This window comes from Janthinobacterium sp. UMAB-60, from assembly GCF_900095235.1.
Lineage (GTDB): Bacteria > Pseudomonadota > Gammaproteobacteria > Burkholderiales > Burkholderiaceae_D > Janthinobacterium.
The window spans coordinates 14,286-34,371 of the sequence record NZ_LT607502.1; the positions used below are offsets into that span (position 1 = coordinate 14,286).

Here is a 20,086-nt window from a genome sequence, read left to right on the forward strand (position 1 = left end):
CCCTTTAATTAGTTAATGGTGGTTGCAGCGGGTCGAGCCAGCGCTCCAGCATATCCTGTGCCAGCACCGGGCGGCTATAAAAATAACCTTGCGCCAGCGTGCAGCCATGGCGCAGCAGGAAAGCGGCCTGCTCTTCCGTCTCCACGCCCTCGGCGATCACCGACAAGTGCATGCTCTTGCCCAGCTGGATGATGGCAATGGCAATCGCTTCATCATTGACATCCGTCGAGATATCCTTGATGAAGGAGCGGTCGATCTTCAGGGTCTGCACGGGCAACTGCTTCAAATAGGCCAGCGAAGAATACCCGGTGCCGAAGTCGTCGATGGCCAGTCCCACGCCGATGGCGTGCAGATCGTTGATGAAACCGAGCGCGTCGCCCGTGTTCATGATCACCGATTCCGTCACTTCCAGCTGCAGGCGCTGCGGCTCCAGGCCCGTTTCCTTCAGTATATCGGCCACCATGCCGGCGATGCTGCCCCGCTCAAACTGTTTCACCGACAGGTTGACGGCCATCTTCGGCACGCGCAAGCCCTGCGCCTGCCAGCGCATCATCTGGCGGCACGCTTCGTCGAGCACCCATTTGCCCAGCTGGTTGATGAAGCCGCTGTCCTCGGCCAGCGGAATGAAGCGCACCGGCGGCACCAGCCCCAGTTCCGGGTGATTCCAGCGCACCAGCGCCTCCACGCCGACCAGGCGGCCCGTGTCGATTTCCACCTGCGGCTGGTAATTCAGGAACATCTCGTTCTTTTCCAGCGAGCGGCGCAGGAAGGTTTCCAGGCGCAGGCGCTCGACGCCCTCGCCCGTCATCGACGGCGCATAGAAGCGGTAGCCGTTGCGCCCGCGCGCCTTGGCCTGGTACATGGCCACGTCGGCATTGCGGATCAACATGTTCAAGTCCAGCGCGTCATCCGGATACAGGCTGATGCCCACGCTGCACGTGACGAACAATTCATGGTCGGCCACCGTGAACGGCTGCTCGAACATGGTCATCAGCTTTTCCGCCACCTGCGTGGCGCCGTACTCGCCATCGACGCGCTCGAGCAGCACGATGAATTCGTCGCCGCCCAGGCGCGCCAGGGTGTCACCTTCGCGCAGGCGGGCCGCCAGCTGGCCGGCCACCTTTTGCAGCAACTCGTCGCCCACATGGTGGCCCAGCGTGTCGTTGACGTTCTTGAAGCGGTCCAGGTCGATGAACAGCACGGCCAGCTGCTCCTGGTCGCGCGCGGCGCGCAGCAGCGCGTGCTGCAGGCGGTCGTGGAACAGCAGGCGGTTCGGCAGCGCCGTCAGCGGATCGTGGTGCGCCATGTGGTCGAGCTTTTCCTGCGACTCCTTGATCAGGGTGATGTCGCTGAACACGCCCACGTAATGGGTGGTGACGGCGCGCGTGTCGCGCACGGCGCTGATGGTCAGCCACTCGAGGTAGACTTCACCGTTCTTGCGCTGGTGCCAGACTTCGCCGCGCCAGAAGCCGCTGGCGATCAGCTCGTCCCACAGGGCCTGGTAGAACGCCGCGTCGTGGCGCGCCGAGCGGTTCAGCGACGAATGCCGGCCCAGCGCCTCCGCTTCGCTGTAGCCGGTGATCTGCGTGAAGGCGGGATTGACGGTGACGATGATGCCGTTCGCGTCGACCACCATCACGCCATCGGCGATATGTTCCAGCACGGTGGCCGACAGGCGCAGCTTTTCCTCGGCTTCCTTGCGCGAGGTGATGTCGGCATAGACCCAGATGCTGCCGTCGTTGGGGTGCAGCGGATCGAGCGCGCAACCGCTGACCAGGGCCCAGAACTGGCTGCCGTCCTGGCGCAGGTAGTGGCGCTCCTCGCTGAAGTCGCCGCCGGCCGCCAGGGCCGGATACTGGCGTTCTCCCGCCTCCTCGAAATCGTAGGCGCTGGTAAACACGATGGCGGTGGAATTGCCCGTCATTTCGCCATGCCCGTAGCCGAACAGCTCCTCGCAGCGGCGGTTGACGGAAATGATGCGGCGGTGGCGCACGAACATCACGCCGAACATCACATTGTCGAGGATGGCGCTTTGCTCCGTCAGCAGCGCCTCGATGCGCATCTCGTGGTGCTTGCGCTGGCTGATGTCGGCAATGATGCCGTCAACCCAGACGACGCCCTGTTCACCCGCCTGCGGCTGGCCATTCTCGGCCACCCAGCGCTCGATGCCGAAGGCGTCGATGATGCGGTATTCCAGCGCATACGGTCGCACCTCAAGCACCGCCTGGCGCACGGCGCGGCGGTGCTCGCGGCGGTCTTCCGGGCAGATCAGGTCGGCCCAGGCGTGCGTGCTGCCGCGCATGAACTGGCGCGCCGAATAGCCGGCGATGTCTTCGATGGCATCGCTGACGAAATCGATGGGGCCGTCGGGCCGGTAGCGGAAGACGGCGCCCGGCACTTGCGTGACGATGGTGCGGAAACGCTCTTCACGCTGGCCCACATCCTCGAACAGCTGGCGAATGGCCGCGCGCATTTGCTCGAGCTGGGCCGTCAGGCGACCCAGCTCGTCATTGCTGTGCGAGGCCAGCGGCGTATCAAAATCGCCGTGCGACAGGCGGTCGGAAAAGCGCGTCAGGCGGCGCAGGGGCTTCAACAGGCGGCGGTTCAGGAACAGCACGATCAGCGCCATCGACACGGCCAGCTGTGCGCCCAGCACGAAAATATAGGCCATCTGCTTTTCGCGCAGCTCCTGCTGGCTGCGCGCATCGTCCATCTCGACGACGACGTGGCCGATGCGCTCGCCGCGCACGAGGATGTCGCGCTCGGCGCGGTACAGATTGCCCACGGGCCGCTGCGGCGCCTGCAGGCGGATGAATTCCGTGTCGCCCTGTCCCAGCACCTTCACCAGCAGCACGGAACGGTCGCGCATCACCGATTCGACCAGAGAATGGGCCGATTCCGCATTCATGTTCCACAGCGATTCCTGCATGCCCAGCGCCAGGATGTCGGCATTGCGCTGCAAGGCTTCGTTCAGGCTGGTGCGCGCCGACTGGCGTTCATGCACGCCGACCAGCAGATAGCTGCCGAAGATGGCGGGCACGACCAGGCCGCCAAACACCACCAGCAGCAAGGCGCCATAGATCGACGAGCCGTACAGCACACGCAGGCTGGCGCGCAAGCGCTGATAGGGCGAATTAAACATGCGGCAACAGGACAACAGGGATCAGGCAGGCGGTCATGGAACTTTACAGGGGAATACGGGTGATAAGGCGGGAAGAAACTTTTTCAGGAGCAATTATGCATGGAAAAAGCGGGGGAAGTCACCAATAAACACGCGCCAACGACGACCTCATGCCATATACACAGGGCTGAAAAACCACACGCGGGCCGGTACGCCGGGCCAGCGCCAGCAGAAAAACGCGCAGCTTGCTATCATCGCGCCACTTTACCTCGAGGAACCACCATGACCTTCTCCATCTACTCCGCTTCCATCCCCGTCTTCAAACAGATCCTGGGCAGCCTGGCCGCCATCCTGGACAAGGCGGAAACGCACGCGCAAGACAAGAAAATCGACCCGAACGCCCTGCTGCAATTCCGTTTGTTCCCGGACATGCTGCCCTTCGTGCGCCAGATCCAGATCGCCACCGACTTCGCCAAGGGCTGCGGCGCGCGCCTGGCCGGCGTGGCCGTGCCCCCGTATGAAGACAGCGAACAGAGCTTTGCGGAACTGAAAGCGCGCATCGTGAAAACCATCGCCTTCCTGGAAAGCCTGCCGCAAGCGGACATCGACGGCAGCGAAACGCGCGCCATCACCACCGGCAGCGGCGAAAAGACCAAGCACTTCACGGGCCAGACCTACCTGTTCCACTACGCGCTGCCGCACTTCTTCTTCCACGCGACGACGGCGTACGACATCCTGCGCCACAATGGCATCGAAGTCGGCAAGAAAGATTTTATTGGTAGTTATTAATTAATCGCTAGCGTCAAAAGTACCGGGATCAGACCCTCGCGGCCGCCAACGCTAAGCTCTGCGTTGGCGTCCTTGGGGGTCTGACCCCAGCAGTTGCCGTTGGGTTTGGCAACACAAACGTCAAGTATTCCGGCGCGGATACCCTTGCGAAAGAATCCGCACCCACACCACTTCCTTCTCTTCATCCGTCATCGACACCCAGTGGGCCACTTCCACCACGCTGCGGCCGCAGCCGCGGCAGATTTCGTCGAAGGTGGTCGAGCAGACGGCCACGCAGGGCGTATCGGGACGCGGCGGCAATTCCTTGTCAGCCATCAGGATACCTTCGGCAAGCCGAGCTTTTCCCAGCCTTCGACGCCCAGCGCTTCCAAGGTGGCGATATTCTTGTCAAAGATGTCCGACGCTTCCGGGAACGCCTCGACGGCGCGCTCGATGCTGTCTTCGCGCAGCAGGTGCAAGGTCGGATAGGGCGAGCGGTTGGTGTAGTTGCTGATGTCGTCCTCGAACGTCTCGGCAAACTGGTAATTCGGGTGGAAACTGGCCACTTGCAGTTCGCCGGCCAGGTGCATGTCTTCCACGGCCGCGTCGGCCACATCGAGAAACTCGTTGTAGTCGAGGAAATCGTTCAGCGTGTACGGATGAATCAGCAAGGTCGTGTCGATCTGCTCGGGGTCCGTGTCGGCCAGGGTTTGCAGCTCGTCCATCAGCATTGCCAGCAGATCTTCCGGATTGCTCGATTCGCACACCACGTAACGGATCTGCTTCTTGACGTGCACGGCCTTGGCGAACGGGCACAGGTTCAGGCCGATCACGGCCTTTTCCAACCAGGCAACGGTATTGGCGATGATGACGGCGTTGTCGTCGTCGTGGCGCGGCGGGGTGTTCATATGCATGACTCTCTATCAATAGGGCGGCCGGCAGCCCAATGGCCGGCCAAAGCCAAATTGTACGCACTCTTTGCGCAGTCTCATACTGGACGGCTGCCAGGCTTGCGCCATCGTCCTCGCCATGTATGCTATAACAGCGGCCGAATCACGCATCGGGCAAATTAAATTTGCAATAATGACAGCGTTTGCGAATGGAAACTCAGCCGCTTCCCGCTTATTGCCGCTTATTTCCTGTCATCATGCTGACATAATTCTTGACTCCGGCATGTGGATATACGTACACTCGCAGCTTGATCATGGGTCTGTCCGATGTTTCTCCGACGACAACAATGGAACACTATGCACGAAAACTCCTTTAAATCTACCGTCCTGGCGGCGTTGGCCCTGGCGCTCGCGCCCGCCCTCAGCCAGGCGTACGAAGCCGGTGTTGAGAGCGATAACGCGCCAGTCGCCGCCGCCACCGCACCGGCCCTGATCCCGATGACCGCCCAGGTCACGGCGAAACTCCCCACCCTCGATAACCGCCTGCAAAAGACCGACCGTCTGCTGAAAAACCTCAGCGACAATTCCGATCCGCTGCGCGAAGCCGACGTCTGGGGCCGCATCCGCAGCGGCTATGCGATTCCCGACATCAATAACCAACTGGTGGCCAACCACGTCAACTGGTACGCCACCCGCCCCGACTACATCGCCCGCACCACGGCGCGCGCCTCGCGCTACATCTTCCACGTGGTGCAGGAACTGGAAAAGCGCGGCATGCCGACGGAACTGGCCTTGCTGCCGTTCATCGAGTCCGCCTTCAACCCGCAGGCATTCTCCAGCGCCAATGCGGCCGGCATGTGGCAATTCGTGCCTGCCACGGGACGCGATTTCAACCTCAAGCAAAACATGTTCAAGGACGAACGCCGCGGCGTGCTGGCCTCGACCGACGCGGCCCTGACGTATCTGCAGCGCCTGTATGACATGTTTGGCGACTGGCAACTGGCGCTGGCCGCCTACAACTGGGGCGAAGGCTCGGTGCAGCGCGCCATCAAGAAAAACCAGGCGCTGGGCAAACCGACGGACTTCGAAAGCCTGGCCGACCTGATGCCGGCCGAAACGCGCAATTACGTACCCAAGCTGCAAGCGGTGAAAAACATCATCGCCAATCCGGCCCAGTTCGGCCTGACCCTGCCCGTGGTTGACAACCAGCCGTATTTCACGGCCATCGACAAGACCAGCGACATCGACATCACCGTCGCCGCCCAGCTGGCCGAACTGTCGATGGATGAATTCAAGGCCTTGAATCCGCAATTTAACCGCCCCGTCATCATCGGCGGCGAAAAGACCAAGATTCTGCTGCCGCAGGAAAACGCCGCCAAGTTCACCACCAACCTGGCGCAATGGGGCCATGCCTTGTCGAGCTGGACCACGCACAAGATCACCAATGCGCGCGAACGCATCGAAACCCTGGCGTCGAAATTCGGCACCACGGCCGACGTGCTGCGCCAGGCCAACAACATTCCCCAGCGCACCAGCCTGCGCGCCGGCTCCACCATCCTCGTGCCGAAGACTTCGGCCACGATGAACATGGACATCACGCAAGAAATCGCCGACAGCGCCACCATGCTGCTGGAAGCGGACCGTCCGGAACGGGCCGCCAAGGCACTGCGCCGCGCCGCCAAGGGCGGCAAGGTGCAAGCCGCGCCAATTTCCCTGGTGAAACCGCGCATCCAGCGCGGCGGCGGCAACAGTCGCGCCAAGGCCCGTCACTGATCATCTGATCTGTATAGAGCCACCTCGCCGGCCGCCACAGCATTGCTGTCGCGGCCGGTTGCACATCCGCCCACCCACCCAGACAGGAGTCGTCATGGCTTTCTTGCAAGGCAAAAAAATCCTCATCACGGGCCTGCTGTCGAACCGCTCGATCGCCTACGGCATCGCCAAGGCTTGCCACCGCGAAGGCGCGACCCTCGCCTTCACGTATGTGGGCGAGCGCTTCAAGGAACGCATCACGGAATTTGCGGCCGAATTCGGCAGCGAACTGGTATTCGACTGCGACGTTTCCAGCGATGAACAGATCAGCGCCGTCTTCAGCGACCTGGCGCAGCATTGGGAACACCTCGATGGCCTGGTGCACGCCATCGGTTTCGCGCCGCGCGAGGCGATCGCCGGCGACTTCCTCGACGGCCTGTCGCGCGACAGCTTCCGCATCGCGCACGATATTTCCGCCTACAGTTTTCCCGCCATGGCCAAGGCCGCCCTGCCCCTGCTGCATCCGGGCGCCTCGGTGCTGACCCTGACTTACCTGGGCGCCGTGCGCGCCGTGCCCTACTACAACACCATGGGCCTGGCCAAGGCGTCGCTGGAAGCGTCCGTGCGCTACCTGGCCGAATCGCTGGGTCCGCGCGGCATCCGCGCCAACGGCATCTCCGCCGGCCCCATCAAGACCCTGGCCGCCTCCGGCATCAAGGATTTCAGCAAACTGCTGGGTTTTGTGGCCGAGCACGCCCCGCTGCGGCGCAACGTCACCATCGAAGAGGTCGGCAACACGGCCGCCTTCCTGCTGTCCGACCTCGCGTCGGGCATCACAGGCGAGATTACCTACGTCGATGGCGGCTTTTCGCAAGTGATGGCCGTCAATCCCGAAGTAGAGTAAGGCGGTGATGGCCGATATTTTGCGGTTGTCACTTGACAACCGTGAATTATCGACCTACATTGGAGGCATCGCATGGCGCGCTCCTCGCATCCGAAGAAGGAAATCGAAGCGGCGCTGCGCCACGCGGAAAGCCAGGGCTGGCGCGTGGAAACGGGCGGCAGCCATGCCTGGGGCAAGATATATTGCCCCTACAATGACGGCGGCTGCCGCTGCGGCGAATTCTGCATCGCCTGCATCTGGAGCACGCCGAAAAATCCCGGCAACCACGCACGGGCGATCTTGCGGGTGGTCGATAACTGCACTGTCAATAAGCTGATGCACGACTGCATGCAACGCAAGTCCAGGGGATAGCCATCATGGATTACATCTTTACGCTCAAGTACCGCTTGCCCGACCACGAAACCGACCTGGACGCGCTGGCCGAGCGCCTGGGCAGTGGCGGCTGCGACGACGCCCTGGTCGGCATCGGGCAAGCGGGACGCCTGGCGCTGGAATTCACGCGCGAGGCCAGCAATGCCAACGCAGCGCTGCTGAGCGCCCTGGCCGACGTCAAGGCCATCGTGCCCGAGGCCGTGCTGGTCGAGGCCGCGCCCGACTTCGTGGGTCTGAGCGACGTGGCGCAGGTACTGGGCCTGTCCCGGCAAAACCTGCACAAGCTGATGAGCAAACACCGCCACAGCTTCCCCGTACCCGTGCATGAGGGCAGCGCCACCATCTGGCACTTGGCCGACGTGCTGGCATGGCTGCATGCCAAGGGAACATATCAGCTGGAACCCAGCCTGGCCGAACTGGCGCAGGTCACCCGGCACATCAACCTGGCCAGGGAAACGGCACAGGCGCCGCCGCTGCCCGCCGATATCGCGGCCATGCTCAATTAAGAGTCTATCCCAATAGATGAATACATCCCCTGCTGGCGCCCCTCAGAAGCGGGGACTGCGTTGATCGTCGTCGCGTGGCTCGCCACGCGTCCTCCTCACGCCTTGTCCGCGCTCCTGATGAACTGCCAGCAGAAGACGCTCCCTACTGGGATAGGCTCTAAATAAACGAAAACTACGTATTCTTACTGATTTCACATAGGAAACATGTTCAAAACGTGGTAGGACTTTCCTTTCTCCCCATTTAGGCCGTGCAAAACGACGGCAAATACGGTATAGTGTCGTTGTGCGCTGCAATATGTTCCCTTGAAGCGATGGCAACACCGCAGTCATGCACTACAAACTTAGCAGCTTCGCAAGCCTTAGCGCATCCACAGGATGCCGCTTATAAAGCCCTCCCGCCTTGTGTGTCGCACCTGACACCGTCCCGGCGCAAAGCTTTTGTGCCGAAATTTCTTTCTAGTTGAGTCATTTCGTTTTGGTTGGCGTTGCTATTTTGCGTTCTGCTTTTTGCAAGAACGCTGATTTTTACGAAAGAAAAGAATGACATTTGAATCCTTAGGCCTGCATCCGTCCATCATCGCCGCTCTGACCGAATCGGGCTACACCGCGCCAACCGCGGTACAGTCGCAAGCGATTCCAGCCGCGATCGAAGGCCGTGACCTGCTGGTCTCGTCGCAGACCGGTTCGGGCAAGACCGCAGCTTTCATGCTGCCGTCGTTGCACAAACTGGCCAGCGCCGAACAAAGCGCCGCCAGCAAGACGCCGAATCAGGAAATGCAAGCATCGCGCGCCCGCGGCGAGCGTCCACGCTTCAAGGCTGCCCAGCCAAAAATGCTGGTGCTGACGCCAACGCGCGAACTGGCCCTGCAAGTAACCACCAACACCGACAAGTACAGCACCGGCATCCGCCGCATCAAGGCTGTGTCGATCCTGGGTGGCATGCCTTACCCTAAACAGATGCAATTGCTGGCCAAGAATCCTGAGATTCTGGTCGCCACTCCTGGCCGTCTGATCGACCACATGGACTCGGGCAAGATCGACTTCTCGCAACTGGAAATCCTGGTGCTGGACGAAGCCGACCGCATGCTGGACATGGGTTTCATCGACGACATCGAAAAAATCGTGGACGCGACGCCAGAAGGCCGTCAAACCATGCTGTTCTCGGCAACGCTGGACGGCGTGGTTGGCAACATGGCCCGCCGCATCACGAAAAACCCGCTGGTCATCCAGATCGCCGGTTCGTCGAACAAGCATGAAAACATCACCCAGCGCGTCCACTTCGTCGACGATCTGTCGCACAAGAATCGCCTGCTGGACCACCTGCTGCGCGACGAAACCTTGGACCAGGCTGTTGTGTTTACCGCCACCAAGCGTGACGCCGACACCATCGCCGACCGTCTGAACATCGCCGGCTTCTCCGCTGCCGCCTTGCACGGCGACATGCATCAGGGCGCGCGTAACCGCACCCTGGACGGCATGCGTCGCGGCCAGGTCAAAGTACTGGTCGCCACCGACGTTGCCGCCCGCGGTATCGACGTACCGACGATCACCCACGTGTTCAACTACGATCTGCCGAAGTTCCCGGAAGACTACGTTCACCGCATCGGTCGTACCGGCCGCGCTGGCCGCAATGGCCTGGCCATCTCGCTGGTGAACCACGCTGAAGGCATGAACGTCAAGCGCATCGAACGCTTCACCAAGCAATTGATCCCGGTCAATGTCATCGAAGGTTTCGAGCCTAAGAAAACGGCGTCGGCACCACGTTCGAGCGCCCGTCCAGGCGGCTGGAAACCAGGCGACAACCGTGGCGGCGCGAAGCCAGCGCAACGCACGTTCAGCAAGCCAGGCGCACCACGCAAAGACGGCGCACCTAGCACCGGCGGCGGCTACAAGGGTTCCAACCCGCGCAGCACCGACGGCGCACGCCGCAGCTACGGCGACCGTTAATCACGGCGCCATGCCGCCAGCAGGCGGCAGGCAATAAAAAAACGGCCACCAGATCGCTCTGGTGGCCGTTTTTTCATGTCCGCTGCATTTATTTCTTCGACACCTTCTGGCGCGACAGCTTGCGCAGCTTGGCTTGCTCGAAGCGCACCTGCTGCTCCGGCGTTTCCAGTACCAGCGGCGGCACGGCCACGGGCTTGCGGTTGGCGTCCACGGCCACCATCGTGAAATAGCAGCTGTTGGCGTGGCGCACCAGGCGCTGCTGGATGTTTTCCGTCACCACGCGGATGCCCACTTCCATCGAGGTCGTGCCCGTGTAATTGATCGAGGCCAGGAAGGTCACCAGCTCACCCACGTGGATCGGCTGCAAGAACATCACCTGGTCCACCGACAAGGTGACCACATAGCTGCCCGAATAGCGGCTGGCGCAGGCGTAGGCGACGCTGTCGAGGTATTTCAGGATGGTGCCGCCGTGCACATTGCCGGAAAAGTTGGCCATATCGGGCGTCATCAGGACCGTCATCGTCAGTTCATGGGCCGACCAGTTCATCGCGCTGTCCAAAGTGTTCTCCAAGGGGGAATAAAAGTGAGGGGGATGTAAAAACCGGCCCCAGGGGCCGGTGGCAGGGACAGGCTGTTACAGTCCCAGGGTATCGATGTCGGCCAGCGAGTCGCGGCCCTTGTCGGAAATGTCGTGGCCCTCGCCTTCCGCGCGCGCCACGATGTGGGCTTTCTTGCCCAGGAAATAGGCCACGTCCGATTCCAGCTTGGTCAGCGGATCGGCGGCGACGGCGCGCAGCCCCATGATGCAGCGGCGCAGGAACAGCAACTGTTGTGCTTTCTCGGTGATGGACAAACGGCCATCGCGTGCATAGCTGAGCAGCTTCAGGCCGGACAGGCGCTTGGCATTGCGGGCAACGCAAGCACTGGGGCGCTCGGTCTTGATGCCGCGTGCAACTTGCTCCAGCGCGTCATATTCATCGGTTGTTAATTTCTCGTTCTTCATTACTTTTCCATAAAAGGCCAGGTGTTCGGCCCCCATGGTACGCGCCCCGCTGCGCATCGGCAACAGGCAACGTGATTCAGTCGCCGCCCACCCTGCGGATGGCGTACCGAAAATGCGCGTGAAGCGCGCTTATTTGTAGCTGCGCAGCAGCAGCCACGCCAGGCCGCAACCAGCCACGGCGCCCGCCAGCGCCAGCGCTGCGAGGTTTTTGCTGGTGATCACAGGGCGCCGGCCCAGGTAGATTTTGTTATGCAAGGAATTGCCCATGGTGGTCTCCTGTACAAGAATTTTTATGATGTCTCATTATAAGAACAGAATCGTGACGGCCACATGACACACAGCAGTTAGCGCTTGATTTGTATCCACTCGGCAATGTTTATTGGCATTTTTGTTGTTTAATTGGCGTGGCGCCACCGCCGCCCGCGCAATCCATTTCCGACCAGAAATAAACAGCGCGCGGCAGTGGCCTCGCCGCCCAGGTGCGCTCAGGCGCGCGATGACTTGCTGTCAGCCCATCTTGACGGGCGGCGGCGGCGGCGTCGGTTCCTCGACGGGCACGGGATCCGTGTGCGGCGGCTTTTCTGGCGGCGGCGTCAGCGGATCGCCTTCGGGCGGCGGCGGAATATCCGGTTCAGGCGTGCTGTGCGCACGCAGCGGGGCATGACGGGATGGTAGTTGCATGGTGACCTCCTTTGCCCCACTGTAGCCGATGACAGGAAAGACTGGCGCCCGCGAGCCGCGCCATAGGCCGGGTAAAACGTCGATTTTTTTTACACACGCGCGAAAAACGGCACCCCTGTTTTTATAAGCTGTTGAATTCAAATGCAAATATTAGATGGTACGAATTCTGCTTCAAGGGCGTATGAGGTTATCTGAGGCAGCCGCCACAGTGACCTGGTCCGATCAACCCTCACGCTGAAGGAAATGCCATGAAAACGCTGTCCTCATTCCTGCGTCTCGCTCTCTCCGCGGCCACCATCGGCGCCGCGCTGATCAGTGCTCCCGCATTCGCTGGTCCTTTGTTTACCGTCAATGAAGGTTCCGTCCCCGGTTCCGCGGCCAATCTGGTGGTGGCCGACCGCATCAGCTTTGAATATCACGCGCGCGTCGAACAAACCATCGTTGGCGGTTTAGGTGGCGGCAACGACCCCTTCACTCAAACAGGCTTTCTGACCAAGGCCGCTTTCGGCAGCCCCAATGGCGGCAGCGTTCCATCGCAACTGAACGCCCTCAATGGCTATGGCATCTATGGCCTGTTTACCATCACCGGCCAGTCCGATACGCTGGCTGGCGGGATCCACGCCAACTTTCAAACCCTGAGCATGACCTTGTACATCGACCCCAACCAGGACACGGCACTGTCGATCAGTAACGTGGCAGGTTCGCCGGTGAACGTGGGTGGCGTCACCGGCGATGACTTTGCGATCGTGACCTACACGCTCGACGTGGGCGAAGCACACATTTTCGCCGGCCTGGCCCAAGGCGACTTCAAGGCCTTGCTTAACGCCACATTGACGCCGCAAGGACAGTTATTTTTCGTCAACCCCAACCCGTTTTTCCCGCTGGAGTCCCTCAGCGGGAATACGAACAGCTTCGTCGGTGGCAGCCTGACCAACAGTTTCATCGCGATGGCCGACGGTGGCGGCCTGGAATTATTCCAGGCCGCTGTACCTGAACCAGGCACCATCGCCCTGCTCGGCATCGGCCTGTTTGGCCTGGGCATGACTGCGCGCCGCAAGCAAGGCGGGCAGCGCCAGGCTTGACATGCGATCATCGCGCCTGAAAGCCGCTGAGGTCCTCAGCGGCTTTTTTCGCTGTGGCAAGCGGCAAACCCATGCCGTTCACGCAAGCGTCCTCCCGTTGACCGGCGCCACCAGCAAATCGTGCAGCGGCCGGCGCAAGGAGCGCGCCTGGGCCGCCGGGCCGGCGCCGATGCGGCCAAGGAACACGGCCCGATCAAACGCCACAGCACCCAGCACGGCCTGGCATTGCAGCGCCAGTTCCTGCGCCAGCTCCAGCATGCCGTCGGTGCGCGAAAAGGCCCGCCGTTCGCGCACATAACGGGCGAAGATCAGCGGCGTCAGTTCCGGCTGTAATTGCAGGCCCAGCTGCGTGGCCGTCAGCCAGAAGCGCTGCATGGCCCTGCCCGCCGCCACGTAATCGTCGATGTGACGCGGCGGCGCCTCGGCCAGCAGCACGAAATGCGCGGCGCAATACAGGCCCGGCAGCAAGTCCATCTGCAGACGCGGGGCAATGGTGCCTCCCAGCCAGGTATTGAAAAAATCCACGCGGCGCCAGCTGTGCATGACCCAGCGCATCAGCCGCGCCGTCATCGGGTCCACGCCCAGCGCCTGTTCCGGGATGCGGTCGCTGCTGAAGCGCGCCCCCCACTCGATCACGTCGCGGTGTACCTTGTGCGCTTCGGGCATGGTCAGGCGCAGCTTCGCATTGTCGAACATCAGGCGCGCGCAGGCCAGGCGCATGCGCCAGCCTTCAAACCACTGCACGCTGTAGCCGGGCGGCAAGCTGGCCGCCAGGGCCGCCTTTTCGCTGGCGCGCAGGCGGCGCGTGCTGAGCCGTCGCCGCTGCACGCTGCGCTGCGGCAGGAAGGCCGCCAGCGGGTCGGGCAGCATGCCGGGGCTGTCGACAAAGCGCACGTCAAACGTGGGCAAGGTGTCGGGCAAGCCGCCGCGCCGGCGCGCTTCCATGCGCAAGCCATGGCTGCTGGCCGCCAGCGCCATACTTTCAAGCAAGGCGCCCAGCGACAGCTGGCTGGGATGGCCGTCAAGGTCGTACACGCAGTGGCTGCGCGTATCGAAGCCATGCACGACGACATGGCGCGGGTCCACGACTTCAAAGCGCCACGGCTGCGTGTTGTCGCCGCTGGGTGCCCAGCGCGCCTGGTCGAGAATGTTTTCCAGTACGGGATCGATCATCAGCGGTGCCTGTGCCATTTATGCCCCCTGCGCCGCGCGGCGCCGCTTGATGATGGCCATCGTCAGGCGTTGCAGCGGATGACGGTTGCCACCGGGACGCCAGGTACGCACGAGCTTGTTGCGGTAGGCGTCGAAATGCATGCCGTGCGGCGCCGCCATCACCTTGCCGCGTTTTAACAGGATCTTCAAGGCTTCCGTGGCGGCCGCGCCCGCGCACAACTGGCAACCCATGATGGTCGACGGTCCACGCCGCTCCTTCAGGTTGATGGCCGACGGGTCGACCAGGTAGGGGCCGTGCAAGCCGGCCGGCGCCAGCCCGACGAGAAAGCGCAGGGCTTTTTCTTCCTCGGGCAAGTCGCCCCAGCCAAAATACTCTTCGAACGTCATGCCGCCCGGCATGAAGCTGAGCACGGCCGTGCCCATGCCCAGCGGCGCGGCCGTGATGGCGGGGATACCCAGGCGCGCGCAGGTGGCGAAGGTGGCCTGGCGCGCGGGAAAGGCAAAGAAATCCAGGCCGTCCACATACAAGTCGACACCGGCAAAAAACTCCGCCAGGTTGCTGTCGTGTATGCCGTCAGGAAATTGTTTAATCTCCAGTTCTGGATTGATGTCCGTCGCCATCTGCGCCAGCACGGACACCTTGGGCTGGCCCAGGGTGGACATCATGGCGCCGGCCTGGCGATTGAAGTTGGCGATATCGAAAGTGTCGAAATCGGCGATGTGAAAAGCGCCGATACCCAGCCGCGCCAGGGTCAGCAAATGCACGCCGCCCACGCCGCCCATGCCGGCAATGGCCACGCGCTTGCCGCGCAAACTGTCCTGCTCCGCCTGCGTGACCCAGCCCAGGTTGCGGGCAAATGCCGCGTGATACGAAAAACCGTCTGTCATGCTCACCTCTTCTGTGCGTCCCTTGCGGACGAAAAAGTTTGGACAGGTGAGCCGGGGATAAGTTCCCCGCACGACAGAAAAAACCGCTTAGCGCGTCAGGCGCCGCGTCGCAGGCACGCTGCGCTGTCGCGCTGCCGCTGCCGGCGCCACCGCACCGACCTTGAACACGCTGACGATCTGCGCCAGCCCGGCCGCCTGCTCGTTCATGGCCTGCGCCGCCGCCGACGCCTGCTCGACCAGGGCCGAGTTTTGCTGCGTCATGTTATCCATCTCGACGATGGCCTGATTGATCTGCTCGATGCCGGCGCTCTGCTCCGCGCTGGCCGAGGAAATCTCGGCCACGATATCGGTCACATGCTGCACGCTGGAAACGACTTTTTCCATCGTCTCGCCCGCCAGCGCCACGAGTTTTTCACCGGCGCCTACTTGCTCGGCGGAACTGTCGATCAATTGCTTGATTTCCTTGGCGGCCGCAGCCGAACGCTGCGCCAGATTGCGCACCTCGCTGGCCACGACGGCAAAGCCACGCCCCTGCTCGCCCGCGCGCGCCGCTTCCACGGCCGCGTTCAGGGCCAGGATATTCGTCTGGAAGGCGATGCCGTCGATGACGGCGATGATGTCACCGATCTTTTTCGACGAGGCATTGATGGCGCCCATGGTCTCGACCACCTGCCCCACCACGCCGCCCGCCTGGGTCGCCACTTGCGAGGCGGAAATGGCCAGCTGGTTGGCCTGGCGCGCATTGTCCGCATTCTGCCGCACGGTCGAGGTCATCTCTTCCATGGTCGATGCCGTTTCTTCCAGCGATCCCGCCTGCTGTTCCGTGCGCGCCGACAGGTCGTGGTTGCCGGAAGCGATCTCGCCCGACGCCGTGGAAATGGATTCCGCATCGTTGCGCACCTGGCTCACCAGGTGCGCCAGGTTGTCGCGCATGGCCTTGATCGCCATCAACAGGCTGTCCGTGTCGCCGGGGCGCGTGTCGATGTGCGTGGTGAGGTCGCCCTTGGCGATCTGCGCCACGATGGCGGCTGCATAGTCGGGTTCGCCACCGAGCTGGGCCAGGATACGGCGCAGCATCAGGGCCGCCAGGCCACCCACCACCACCATCAGCGCGCCGCCGATGGCCAGCAGCACGCCGGCCTGGGCCCAGAATTTGTGGTTGATGTCATCGATGTAGGTGCCCGTGCCGATCAGCCAGTCCCACGGCGCAAATTTCACCACCGCATACATCTTCGCCACCGGGTCGGGCACGCCGGGACGCGTGCCGTCCGCCTGCACCAGGCCGATGCGGCTGTTGGCCAGCGCGGCCCGGTAGCGGTCGCCCGCCTGCTGCATGTTCTTTTGCGGCGTACCGATGCGCGCGGGATTCGGATGCACGTACAGCAAGTCGGTACTGAAGTCGCGCACAAAGTAATACATCTCGTCCTTGACGAAACTGCCGATGGCCAGCTTGGCCTGCTGCTGGGCCTGTTCACGCGTGAGCTTGCCCGACTGTTCCAGCGCATACGCCTTTTCCACCGAGGCATTGGCCAATTCCACCAGCACCGTCAATTGCTCGACCCTTTCGGCCATCATGGTCTGGCGCAAGGAATACAGGGAGAATGAAGCGATGAGGACGATGCCGAGCAAGGTGCTGAAACACAATAGAAGAATGCGCGAACGGAGTGTCATGGGAGCCTGGGTAGAAAATAAAGCATGGAATTATAAACAATTTCCTGATGGAAATCTTTTTGCAAACGCAAAGCGGGCGACGCTACCAGGCTGATGCCCGGCAGGCACCGCCCGCTTCGTTACTGCTCGCTTGTTACTGACGCATCACGCCAGCGCTTCCTTGGCCGCCTCTTCCGGCGTCAAGCCGTCGTAGAACTGGTCGGTAAACCACTCGACCTGCTCTTCGATGTGGTCTTGCGCCTGTGCCACGGTGGCGCCGCCGGCCACCAGGAAGCCTTCAACCTCGATACACCAGTTGATCAATTCCAGGGTTTCCGGATCGAGTTCTTCTTTCTTAGCCATCGTATGTCCTTGCTTGTCAAATTGCGATCACATCACCAAGCAGCAGTTTAACAGCTTCGCCGCCCTGCCGCCCCTGCGGTTCAACAATGAAGATTACTTGACTGCAACGTTTTTACGTTCCGGATACAGCACCACCTGCACGTAATTGTGCATGTCCAGGTAGCGCTGCGCCGCCTGTTTGACGGCTTGCGGCGTGATGGCGCGCACGCGCTGCTCGTAGCGCAGGATCTGCGCGGGATCGCGCCCCTGCGTCACCGAACCCATCAGTTGGTTCATCCAGTAATTATTTTCCCGCAAGGATTTCTGCTGGCGTGTGATCCAGTTCAGCTTGACCTTTTCCAGGTCGGCCACGGACGGCCCCTCGGCCTTCATCTTGTTGATTTCGGCAAACGCGGCGGCGATCACCTTGTCCACGTTTTCCGGCCCCGTCGGCAAGTTCAGCGCCACCGAATAATGGCCATACGGATGCTGCCCCATGGAAGTTTCGAAGCCGCCGCCATAGATCATGCTCATCTTTTCGCGCAGCACTTCGATGACTTTCAGGTTCAACACCTCGCCCAGCGCCTGCAAGGTCAGCTTTTGCTCGTCCGAATACGCCGCGTCGCCATTGAAGGTGATGGAAATCGTGCTTTTGGGCTCGCTGCCCATGTAAATATCCTTCTTGACGATCCCTGCCACCGGGCGCATGCCCACGTCGCGGTAGGCATGCGGCACCTCCGCCACGGGCAAGGTGCCCAGGTAGCTGGCGATCAGGGGCTTGATCTTGTCGAGCTCGAAGCTGCCCGCAAAGATGAAGGTCATGTCGCGCGCGCTGGAAAAGCGCTGGCGGAAGATGTCCAGCGAGCGGTCCAGGCCCACCTTGTCGAAATCGGCCGCGCGCGGCACGCCATCGACACGCGGGTTGTCGCCAAACATGGCGTGCTGGATGGCATCGTAAAACACGGCTTCCGGCTGCGCCATGCTGTTTTTCGCCAGGTCCTGCTGTTTGCCGATGAAGGATTGGTACAGGCCCGCATCCTTGCGCACGTCATGGAAATACAGGCTCACCAGCTGCAGCATGGTTTCCACGTCGGCGCTGCTGGCCGAGCCGCCAAAGCCTTCGCTCAGTTCGCCCAGCGAGGCGCCCACATTGACCGTCTTGCCGGCCAACACTTTTTGCAAGTCCAGCGGCGCCAGGTCTTTCAGACCCATGCTGCCGACCACGGCGCTGGCATAGCGGGCGCTGTAGATATCGGCGTCGCCAAACAGCGACTGGCCGCCGAAGCGGGTCGAGCCCATCAGCACCTGGTCATTCTTGAAATCCGTCGGTTTGAGCAGCACGCGCACGCCATTGCCCAGGGTTAGCTCCGTCACGCCGATGGCGCTGTTGAGCTTTTCAGCGACGATGCTGCCGCCGGCCGGCGGGCCATCCATCAGCGTGCTGGCCAGCACTTTTTCCGTGCGCGGCTCGACCTTTTGCCGCTCGGCTTGCGCCACCGCGTCGAGCAATTGCTGCTGCGTCGGTACAGCCGAGGCGGTATCGCCCGCTTTCGGCTCGGCGCCCATGAAGACGACGAGTTTCTTTTGCTGGTCGGGAATCACCTTGGCCACCGTCTCATTGATTTCCTGCAAGGTCACCTGCGGCAAGAGTTCCTGCGCGTACAGCAATTCATTGGCGATGCCGGGAATGGCTTCCTGCTCCAGGAAGTGGCGCGAATACTCGGCCACGAAACCGGAGGAATCGGACTTGTCGCGTTCGCTGTGCGCGCGCTCGTAATTGCGCAGCATGTTCTTGCGCGCGCGGTCCAGCTCATCCTGGCTGAAACCGAAGCGGCGCGCCCGCTCATCTTCCTGCACCAGCGCGTCGACGGCCGGCTGCACGCCGCCCTTGCCCAGCAAGGCATACGCGCTGAACGATTCGTAGCCACGCACCAGCTTGCCCATGCTGCTGCCGCCCTGGATGAACGGGGGATTCGCCTGCTGCGTCAATTCCTGCATGCGCGCGCTGAGCATCTGGCCATACAGGTTTTCGATCATCTGGCGGCGGTAATCGGCAATCGTGACGGGCTCCTGCGCGGCGCGGATCGGATAGCGGATGAAGACGCTGTCGTCGGGCGCTTCCTTGTCCGTGATCACCAGCGCTTCCGTCTGCGAGCGCTGCGGCACTTCCGCATACAGGCGCGGGCGCGGTTGCGCGGGGTTTTTCAGCTTGCCGAAATGCTGCTGGATCAGTTTTTCAGCCTGTTTCGGCTCCACGTCACCGACCACCATCACTGCCATCAGGTCGGGCCGGTACCAATCCTTGTAGAAACGCTTGATGGCTTCCGGCTTGAACGTTTTCAAGACGGATTCCTTGCCGATCGGCATGCGCTGCGCATAGCGCGAACCGTTCAGCAGCTTCGGATACAGCACCTTGTTCATGCGGTCGCTGGCGCCCTTGCCCAGGCGCGCCTCTTCCAGCACGATGCCGCGCTCGCTGTTGATGTCGGCCGGATTGAATTTCAAGCCATGCGCCCAGTCTTCCAGCACGAGAAATCCCTTTTCCAGGTTTTCCTTCTTGTTCGTCGGAATCGGCAGCACGTACACGGTTTCATCAAAGCTCGTGTAGGCGTTCAAGTCGGCGCCGAACTTCACGCCGATCGATTGCAAATAGGAAATGAGTTCATTGCGCTTGAAATGCGTGGAGCCATTGAAGGCCATGTGTTCCGTGAAATGCGCCAGGCCTTGCTGGTCGTCATCTTCCAGGATGGAGCCGGCTTTCACCACCAGGCGCAATTCCACTTTCTGCGCGGGACGGGCATTTTTCTTGATGTAGTAGGTCAAGCCATTCGGCAATTTTCCTACAGTAACTTCTGGTGCCAGCGGCAGGGGATCGCTCAAACGGATTTCCGCCTGGGCCATGCAGGCGCAGGCCAGCAAGACGGCGCCCGAGATCAGGCGTAATTTACTCAGCTTCATGTATTCTCGACGGTAAGATTCAGTAGACATACCTTACACTGAAATCGTC

General features: G+C 61.7%; 19 protein-coding genes. 7 read left to right on the forward strand and 12 right to left on the reverse strand.

The genetic code is table 11. The features are described 5' to 3' along the window. Positions 1 to 4 precede the first annotated feature (4 nt). A complete protein-coding gene (locus K0F86_RS24725) occupies positions 5 to 3,142 on the reverse strand; it encodes an EAL domain-containing protein (protein WP_219136787.1) in 3,138 nt (1,045 codons plus the stop codon). Between the two features lie 261 nt (positions 3,143 to 3,403). On the opposite strand from K0F86_RS24725, the gene K0F86_RS24730 reads away from it, so the two are divergent. Further along, a complete protein-coding gene (locus K0F86_RS24730; RefSeq protein ID WP_034779265.1) occupies positions 3,404 to 3,910 on the forward strand; it encodes a DUF1993 family protein in 507 nt (168 codons plus the stop codon). Between the two features lie 120 nt (positions 3,911 to 4,030). Here the strand turns inward: K0F86_RS24730 and K0F86_RS24735 are convergent, their stop codons facing one another. Together K0F86_RS24735 and K0F86_RS24740 are read right to left on the reverse strand one after the other, a co-directional pair. After that, positions 4,031 to 4,225, reverse strand: a complete 195-nt coding sequence (locus tag K0F86_RS24735; protein ID WP_070255368.1) for a DUF1289 domain-containing protein — start codon at positions 4,223 to 4,225, stop codon at positions 4,031 to 4,033. Continuing rightward, positions 4,225 to 4,803 (reverse strand): DUF1415 domain-containing protein, encoded by a 579-nt coding sequence (locus K0F86_RS24740; protein ID WP_374197322.1) that lies wholly within the window; start codon positions 4,801 to 4,803, stop codon positions 4,225 to 4,227. Before K0F86_RS24740 ends, K0F86_RS24735 begins: the two co-directional genes overlap by 1 nt. Positions 4,804 to 5,136: 333 nt before the next feature. Between K0F86_RS24740 and K0F86_RS24745 the strand changes: the two genes are divergently transcribed. From K0F86_RS24745 to K0F86_RS24765, 5 genes are all read left to right on the forward strand, one after another. Further along, positions 5,137 to 6,552, forward strand: coding sequence for a transglycosylase SLT domain-containing protein (locus tag K0F86_RS24745; RefSeq protein WP_219136788.1), 1,416 nt, complete (start codon positions 5,137 to 5,139; stop codon positions 6,550 to 6,552). A gap of 94 nt (positions 6,553 to 6,646) precedes the next feature. Then, positions 6,647 to 7,435, forward strand: coding sequence for an enoyl-ACP reductase FabI (gene fabI, locus K0F86_RS24750; protein WP_219136789.1), 789 nt, complete (start codon positions 6,647 to 6,649; stop codon positions 7,433 to 7,435). Between the two features lie 72 nt (positions 7,436 to 7,507). Continuing rightward, positions 7,508 to 7,786: a hypothetical protein gene (locus tag K0F86_RS24755; RefSeq protein WP_219136790.1), complete on the forward strand. Its 279-nt coding sequence runs from the start codon at positions 7,508 to 7,510 to the stop codon at positions 7,784 to 7,786. 5 nt (positions 7,787 to 7,791) lie between these two features. Further along, positions 7,792 to 8,313: an AlpA family transcriptional regulator gene (locus tag K0F86_RS24760; RefSeq protein ID WP_219136791.1), complete on the forward strand. Its 522-nt coding sequence runs from the start codon at positions 7,792 to 7,794 to the stop codon at positions 8,311 to 8,313. Between the two features lie 540 nt (positions 8,314 to 8,853). After that, positions 8,854 to 10,260, forward strand: coding sequence for a DEAD/DEAH box helicase (locus tag K0F86_RS24765; protein ID WP_071076465.1), 1,407 nt, complete (start codon positions 8,854 to 8,856; stop codon positions 10,258 to 10,260). A gap of 88 nt (positions 10,261 to 10,348) precedes the next feature. Here K0F86_RS24765 and K0F86_RS24770 read toward each other — a convergent pair whose 3' ends face one another. From K0F86_RS24770 to K0F86_RS24785, 4 genes are all read right to left on the reverse strand, one after another. Then, a complete protein-coding gene (locus K0F86_RS24770) occupies positions 10,349 to 10,807 on the reverse strand; it encodes an acyl-CoA thioesterase (RefSeq protein WP_096238581.1) in 459 nt (152 codons plus the stop codon). An 87-nt stretch (positions 10,808 to 10,894) separates the two neighbouring features. Continuing rightward, the gene (locus K0F86_RS24775; protein ID WP_096236472.1) at positions 10,895 to 11,263 is read right to left on the reverse strand and encodes a hypothetical protein; all 369 of its coding nucleotides are present in this window, start codon (positions 11,261 to 11,263) and stop codon (positions 10,895 to 10,897) included. A 129-nt stretch (positions 11,264 to 11,392) separates the two neighbouring features. Next, the gene (locus K0F86_RS24780) at positions 11,393 to 11,530 is read right to left on the reverse strand and encodes a hypothetical protein (protein ID WP_170840448.1); all 138 of its coding nucleotides are present in this window, start codon (positions 11,528 to 11,530) and stop codon (positions 11,393 to 11,395) included. A 240-nt stretch (positions 11,531 to 11,770) separates the two neighbouring features. Further along, a complete protein-coding gene (locus K0F86_RS24785) occupies positions 11,771 to 11,944 on the reverse strand; it encodes a hypothetical protein (RefSeq protein ID WP_219136792.1) in 174 nt (57 codons plus the stop codon). Positions 11,945 to 12,192: 248 nt separating this feature from the next. On the opposite strand from K0F86_RS24785, the gene pepA reads away from it, so the two are divergent. Continuing rightward, complete coding sequence (pepA, locus tag K0F86_RS24790) at positions 12,193 to 13,026, forward strand: flocculation-associated PEP-CTERM protein PepA (protein ID WP_219136793.1); 834 nt, start codon at positions 12,193 to 12,195, stop codon at positions 13,024 to 13,026. 78 nt (positions 13,027 to 13,104) lie between these two features. On the opposite strand, the gene K0F86_RS24795 is transcribed toward pepA, so the two are convergent. The 5 genes from K0F86_RS24795 to K0F86_RS24815 all read right to left on the reverse strand — a co-directional run bounded on the left by K0F86_RS24795 (position 13,105) and on the right by K0F86_RS24815 (position 20,037). Further along, entirely contained in the window at positions 13,105 to 14,217 is a 1,113-nt protein-coding gene (locus K0F86_RS24795) for a nitroreductase family protein (protein WP_219136794.1), read from the reverse strand. Further along, positions 14,218 to 15,087, reverse strand: a complete 870-nt coding sequence (locus tag K0F86_RS24800; RefSeq protein ID WP_219136795.1) for a ThiF family adenylyltransferase — start codon at positions 15,085 to 15,087, stop codon at positions 14,218 to 14,220. Positions 15,088 to 15,174: 87 nt separating this feature from the next. Next, entirely contained in the window at positions 15,175 to 16,758 is a 1,584-nt protein-coding gene (locus K0F86_RS24805; protein WP_219136796.1) for a methyl-accepting chemotaxis protein, read from the reverse strand. Positions 16,759 to 16,902: 144 nt separating this feature from the next. After that, positions 16,903 to 17,100, reverse strand: coding sequence for a hypothetical protein (locus tag K0F86_RS24810; RefSeq protein ID WP_010399555.1), 198 nt, complete (start codon positions 17,098 to 17,100; stop codon positions 16,903 to 16,905). Between the two features lie 93 nt (positions 17,101 to 17,193). Beyond that, positions 17,194 to 20,037, reverse strand: a complete 2,844-nt coding sequence (locus tag K0F86_RS24815) for a pitrilysin family protein (protein WP_219136797.1) — start codon at positions 20,035 to 20,037, stop codon at positions 17,194 to 17,196. Positions 20,038 to 20,086: the final 49 nt, after the last annotated feature.

What these genes read in the sequence shown, in the direction of transcription:
- K0F86_RS24780 (WP_170840448.1), bottom strand. Translation starts at nt 11,530, where the DNA reads ATGGGCAATTCCTTGCATAACAAAATCTACCTGGGCCGGCGCCCTGTG.
- K0F86_RS24755 (WP_219136790.1), top strand. Translation starts at nt 7,508, where the DNA reads ATGGCGCGCTCCTCGCATCCGAAGAAGGAAATCGAAGCGGCGCTGCGC.
- K0F86_RS24740 (WP_374197322.1), bottom strand. Translation starts at nt 4,803, where the DNA reads ATGCATATGAACACCCCGCCGCGCCACGACGACGACAACGCCGTCATC.
- K0F86_RS24765 (WP_071076465.1), top strand. Translation starts at nt 8,854, where the DNA reads ATGACATTTGAATCCTTAGGCCTGCATCCGTCCATCATCGCCGCTCTG.
- K0F86_RS24815 (WP_219136797.1), bottom strand. Translation starts at nt 20,037, where the DNA reads ATGAAGCTGAGTAAATTACGCCTGATCTCGGGCGCCGTCTTGCTGGCC.
- K0F86_RS24805 (WP_219136796.1), bottom strand. Translation starts at nt 16,758, where the DNA reads ATGACACTCCGTTCGCGCATTCTTCTATTGTGTTTCAGCACCTTGCTC.
- K0F86_RS24795 (WP_219136794.1), bottom strand. Translation starts at nt 14,217, where the DNA reads ATGGCACAGGCACCGCTGATGATCGATCCCGTACTGGAAAACATTCTC.
- K0F86_RS24785 (WP_219136792.1), bottom strand. Translation starts at nt 11,944, where the DNA reads ATGCAACTACCATCCCGTCATGCCCCGCTGCGTGCGCACAGCACGCCT.
- fabI (WP_219136789.1), top strand. Translation starts at nt 6,647, where the DNA reads ATGGCTTTCTTGCAAGGCAAAAAAATCCTCATCACGGGCCTGCTGTCG.
- K0F86_RS24760 (WP_219136791.1), top strand. Translation starts at nt 7,792, where the DNA reads ATGGATTACATCTTTACGCTCAAGTACCGCTTGCCCGACCACGAAACC.
- K0F86_RS24735 (WP_070255368.1), bottom strand. Translation starts at nt 4,225, where the DNA reads ATGGCTGACAAGGAATTGCCGCCGCGTCCCGATACGCCCTGCGTGGCC.
- pepA (WP_219136793.1), top strand. Translation starts at nt 12,193, where the DNA reads ATGAAAACGCTGTCCTCATTCCTGCGTCTCGCTCTCTCCGCGGCCACC.
- K0F86_RS24725 (WP_219136787.1), bottom strand. Translation starts at nt 3,142, where the DNA reads ATGTTTAATTCGCCCTATCAGCGCTTGCGCGCCAGCCTGCGTGTGCTG.
- K0F86_RS24770 (WP_096238581.1), bottom strand. Translation starts at nt 10,807, where the DNA reads ATGAACTGGTCGGCCCATGAACTGACGATGACGGTCCTGATGACGCCC.
- K0F86_RS24745 (WP_219136788.1), top strand. Translation starts at nt 5,137, where the DNA reads ATGCACGAAAACTCCTTTAAATCTACCGTCCTGGCGGCGTTGGCCCTG.
- K0F86_RS24810 (WP_010399555.1), bottom strand. Translation starts at nt 17,100, where the DNA reads ATGGCTAAGAAAGAAGAACTCGATCCGGAAACCCTGGAATTGATCAAC.
- K0F86_RS24730 (WP_034779265.1), top strand. Translation starts at nt 3,404, where the DNA reads ATGACCTTCTCCATCTACTCCGCTTCCATCCCCGTCTTCAAACAGATC.
- K0F86_RS24775 (WP_096236472.1), bottom strand. Translation starts at nt 11,263, where the DNA reads ATGAAGAACGAGAAATTAACAACCGATGAATATGACGCGCTGGAGCAA.
- K0F86_RS24800 (WP_219136795.1), bottom strand. Translation starts at nt 15,087, where the DNA reads ATGACAGACGGTTTTTCGTATCACGCGGCATTTGCCCGCAACCTGGGC.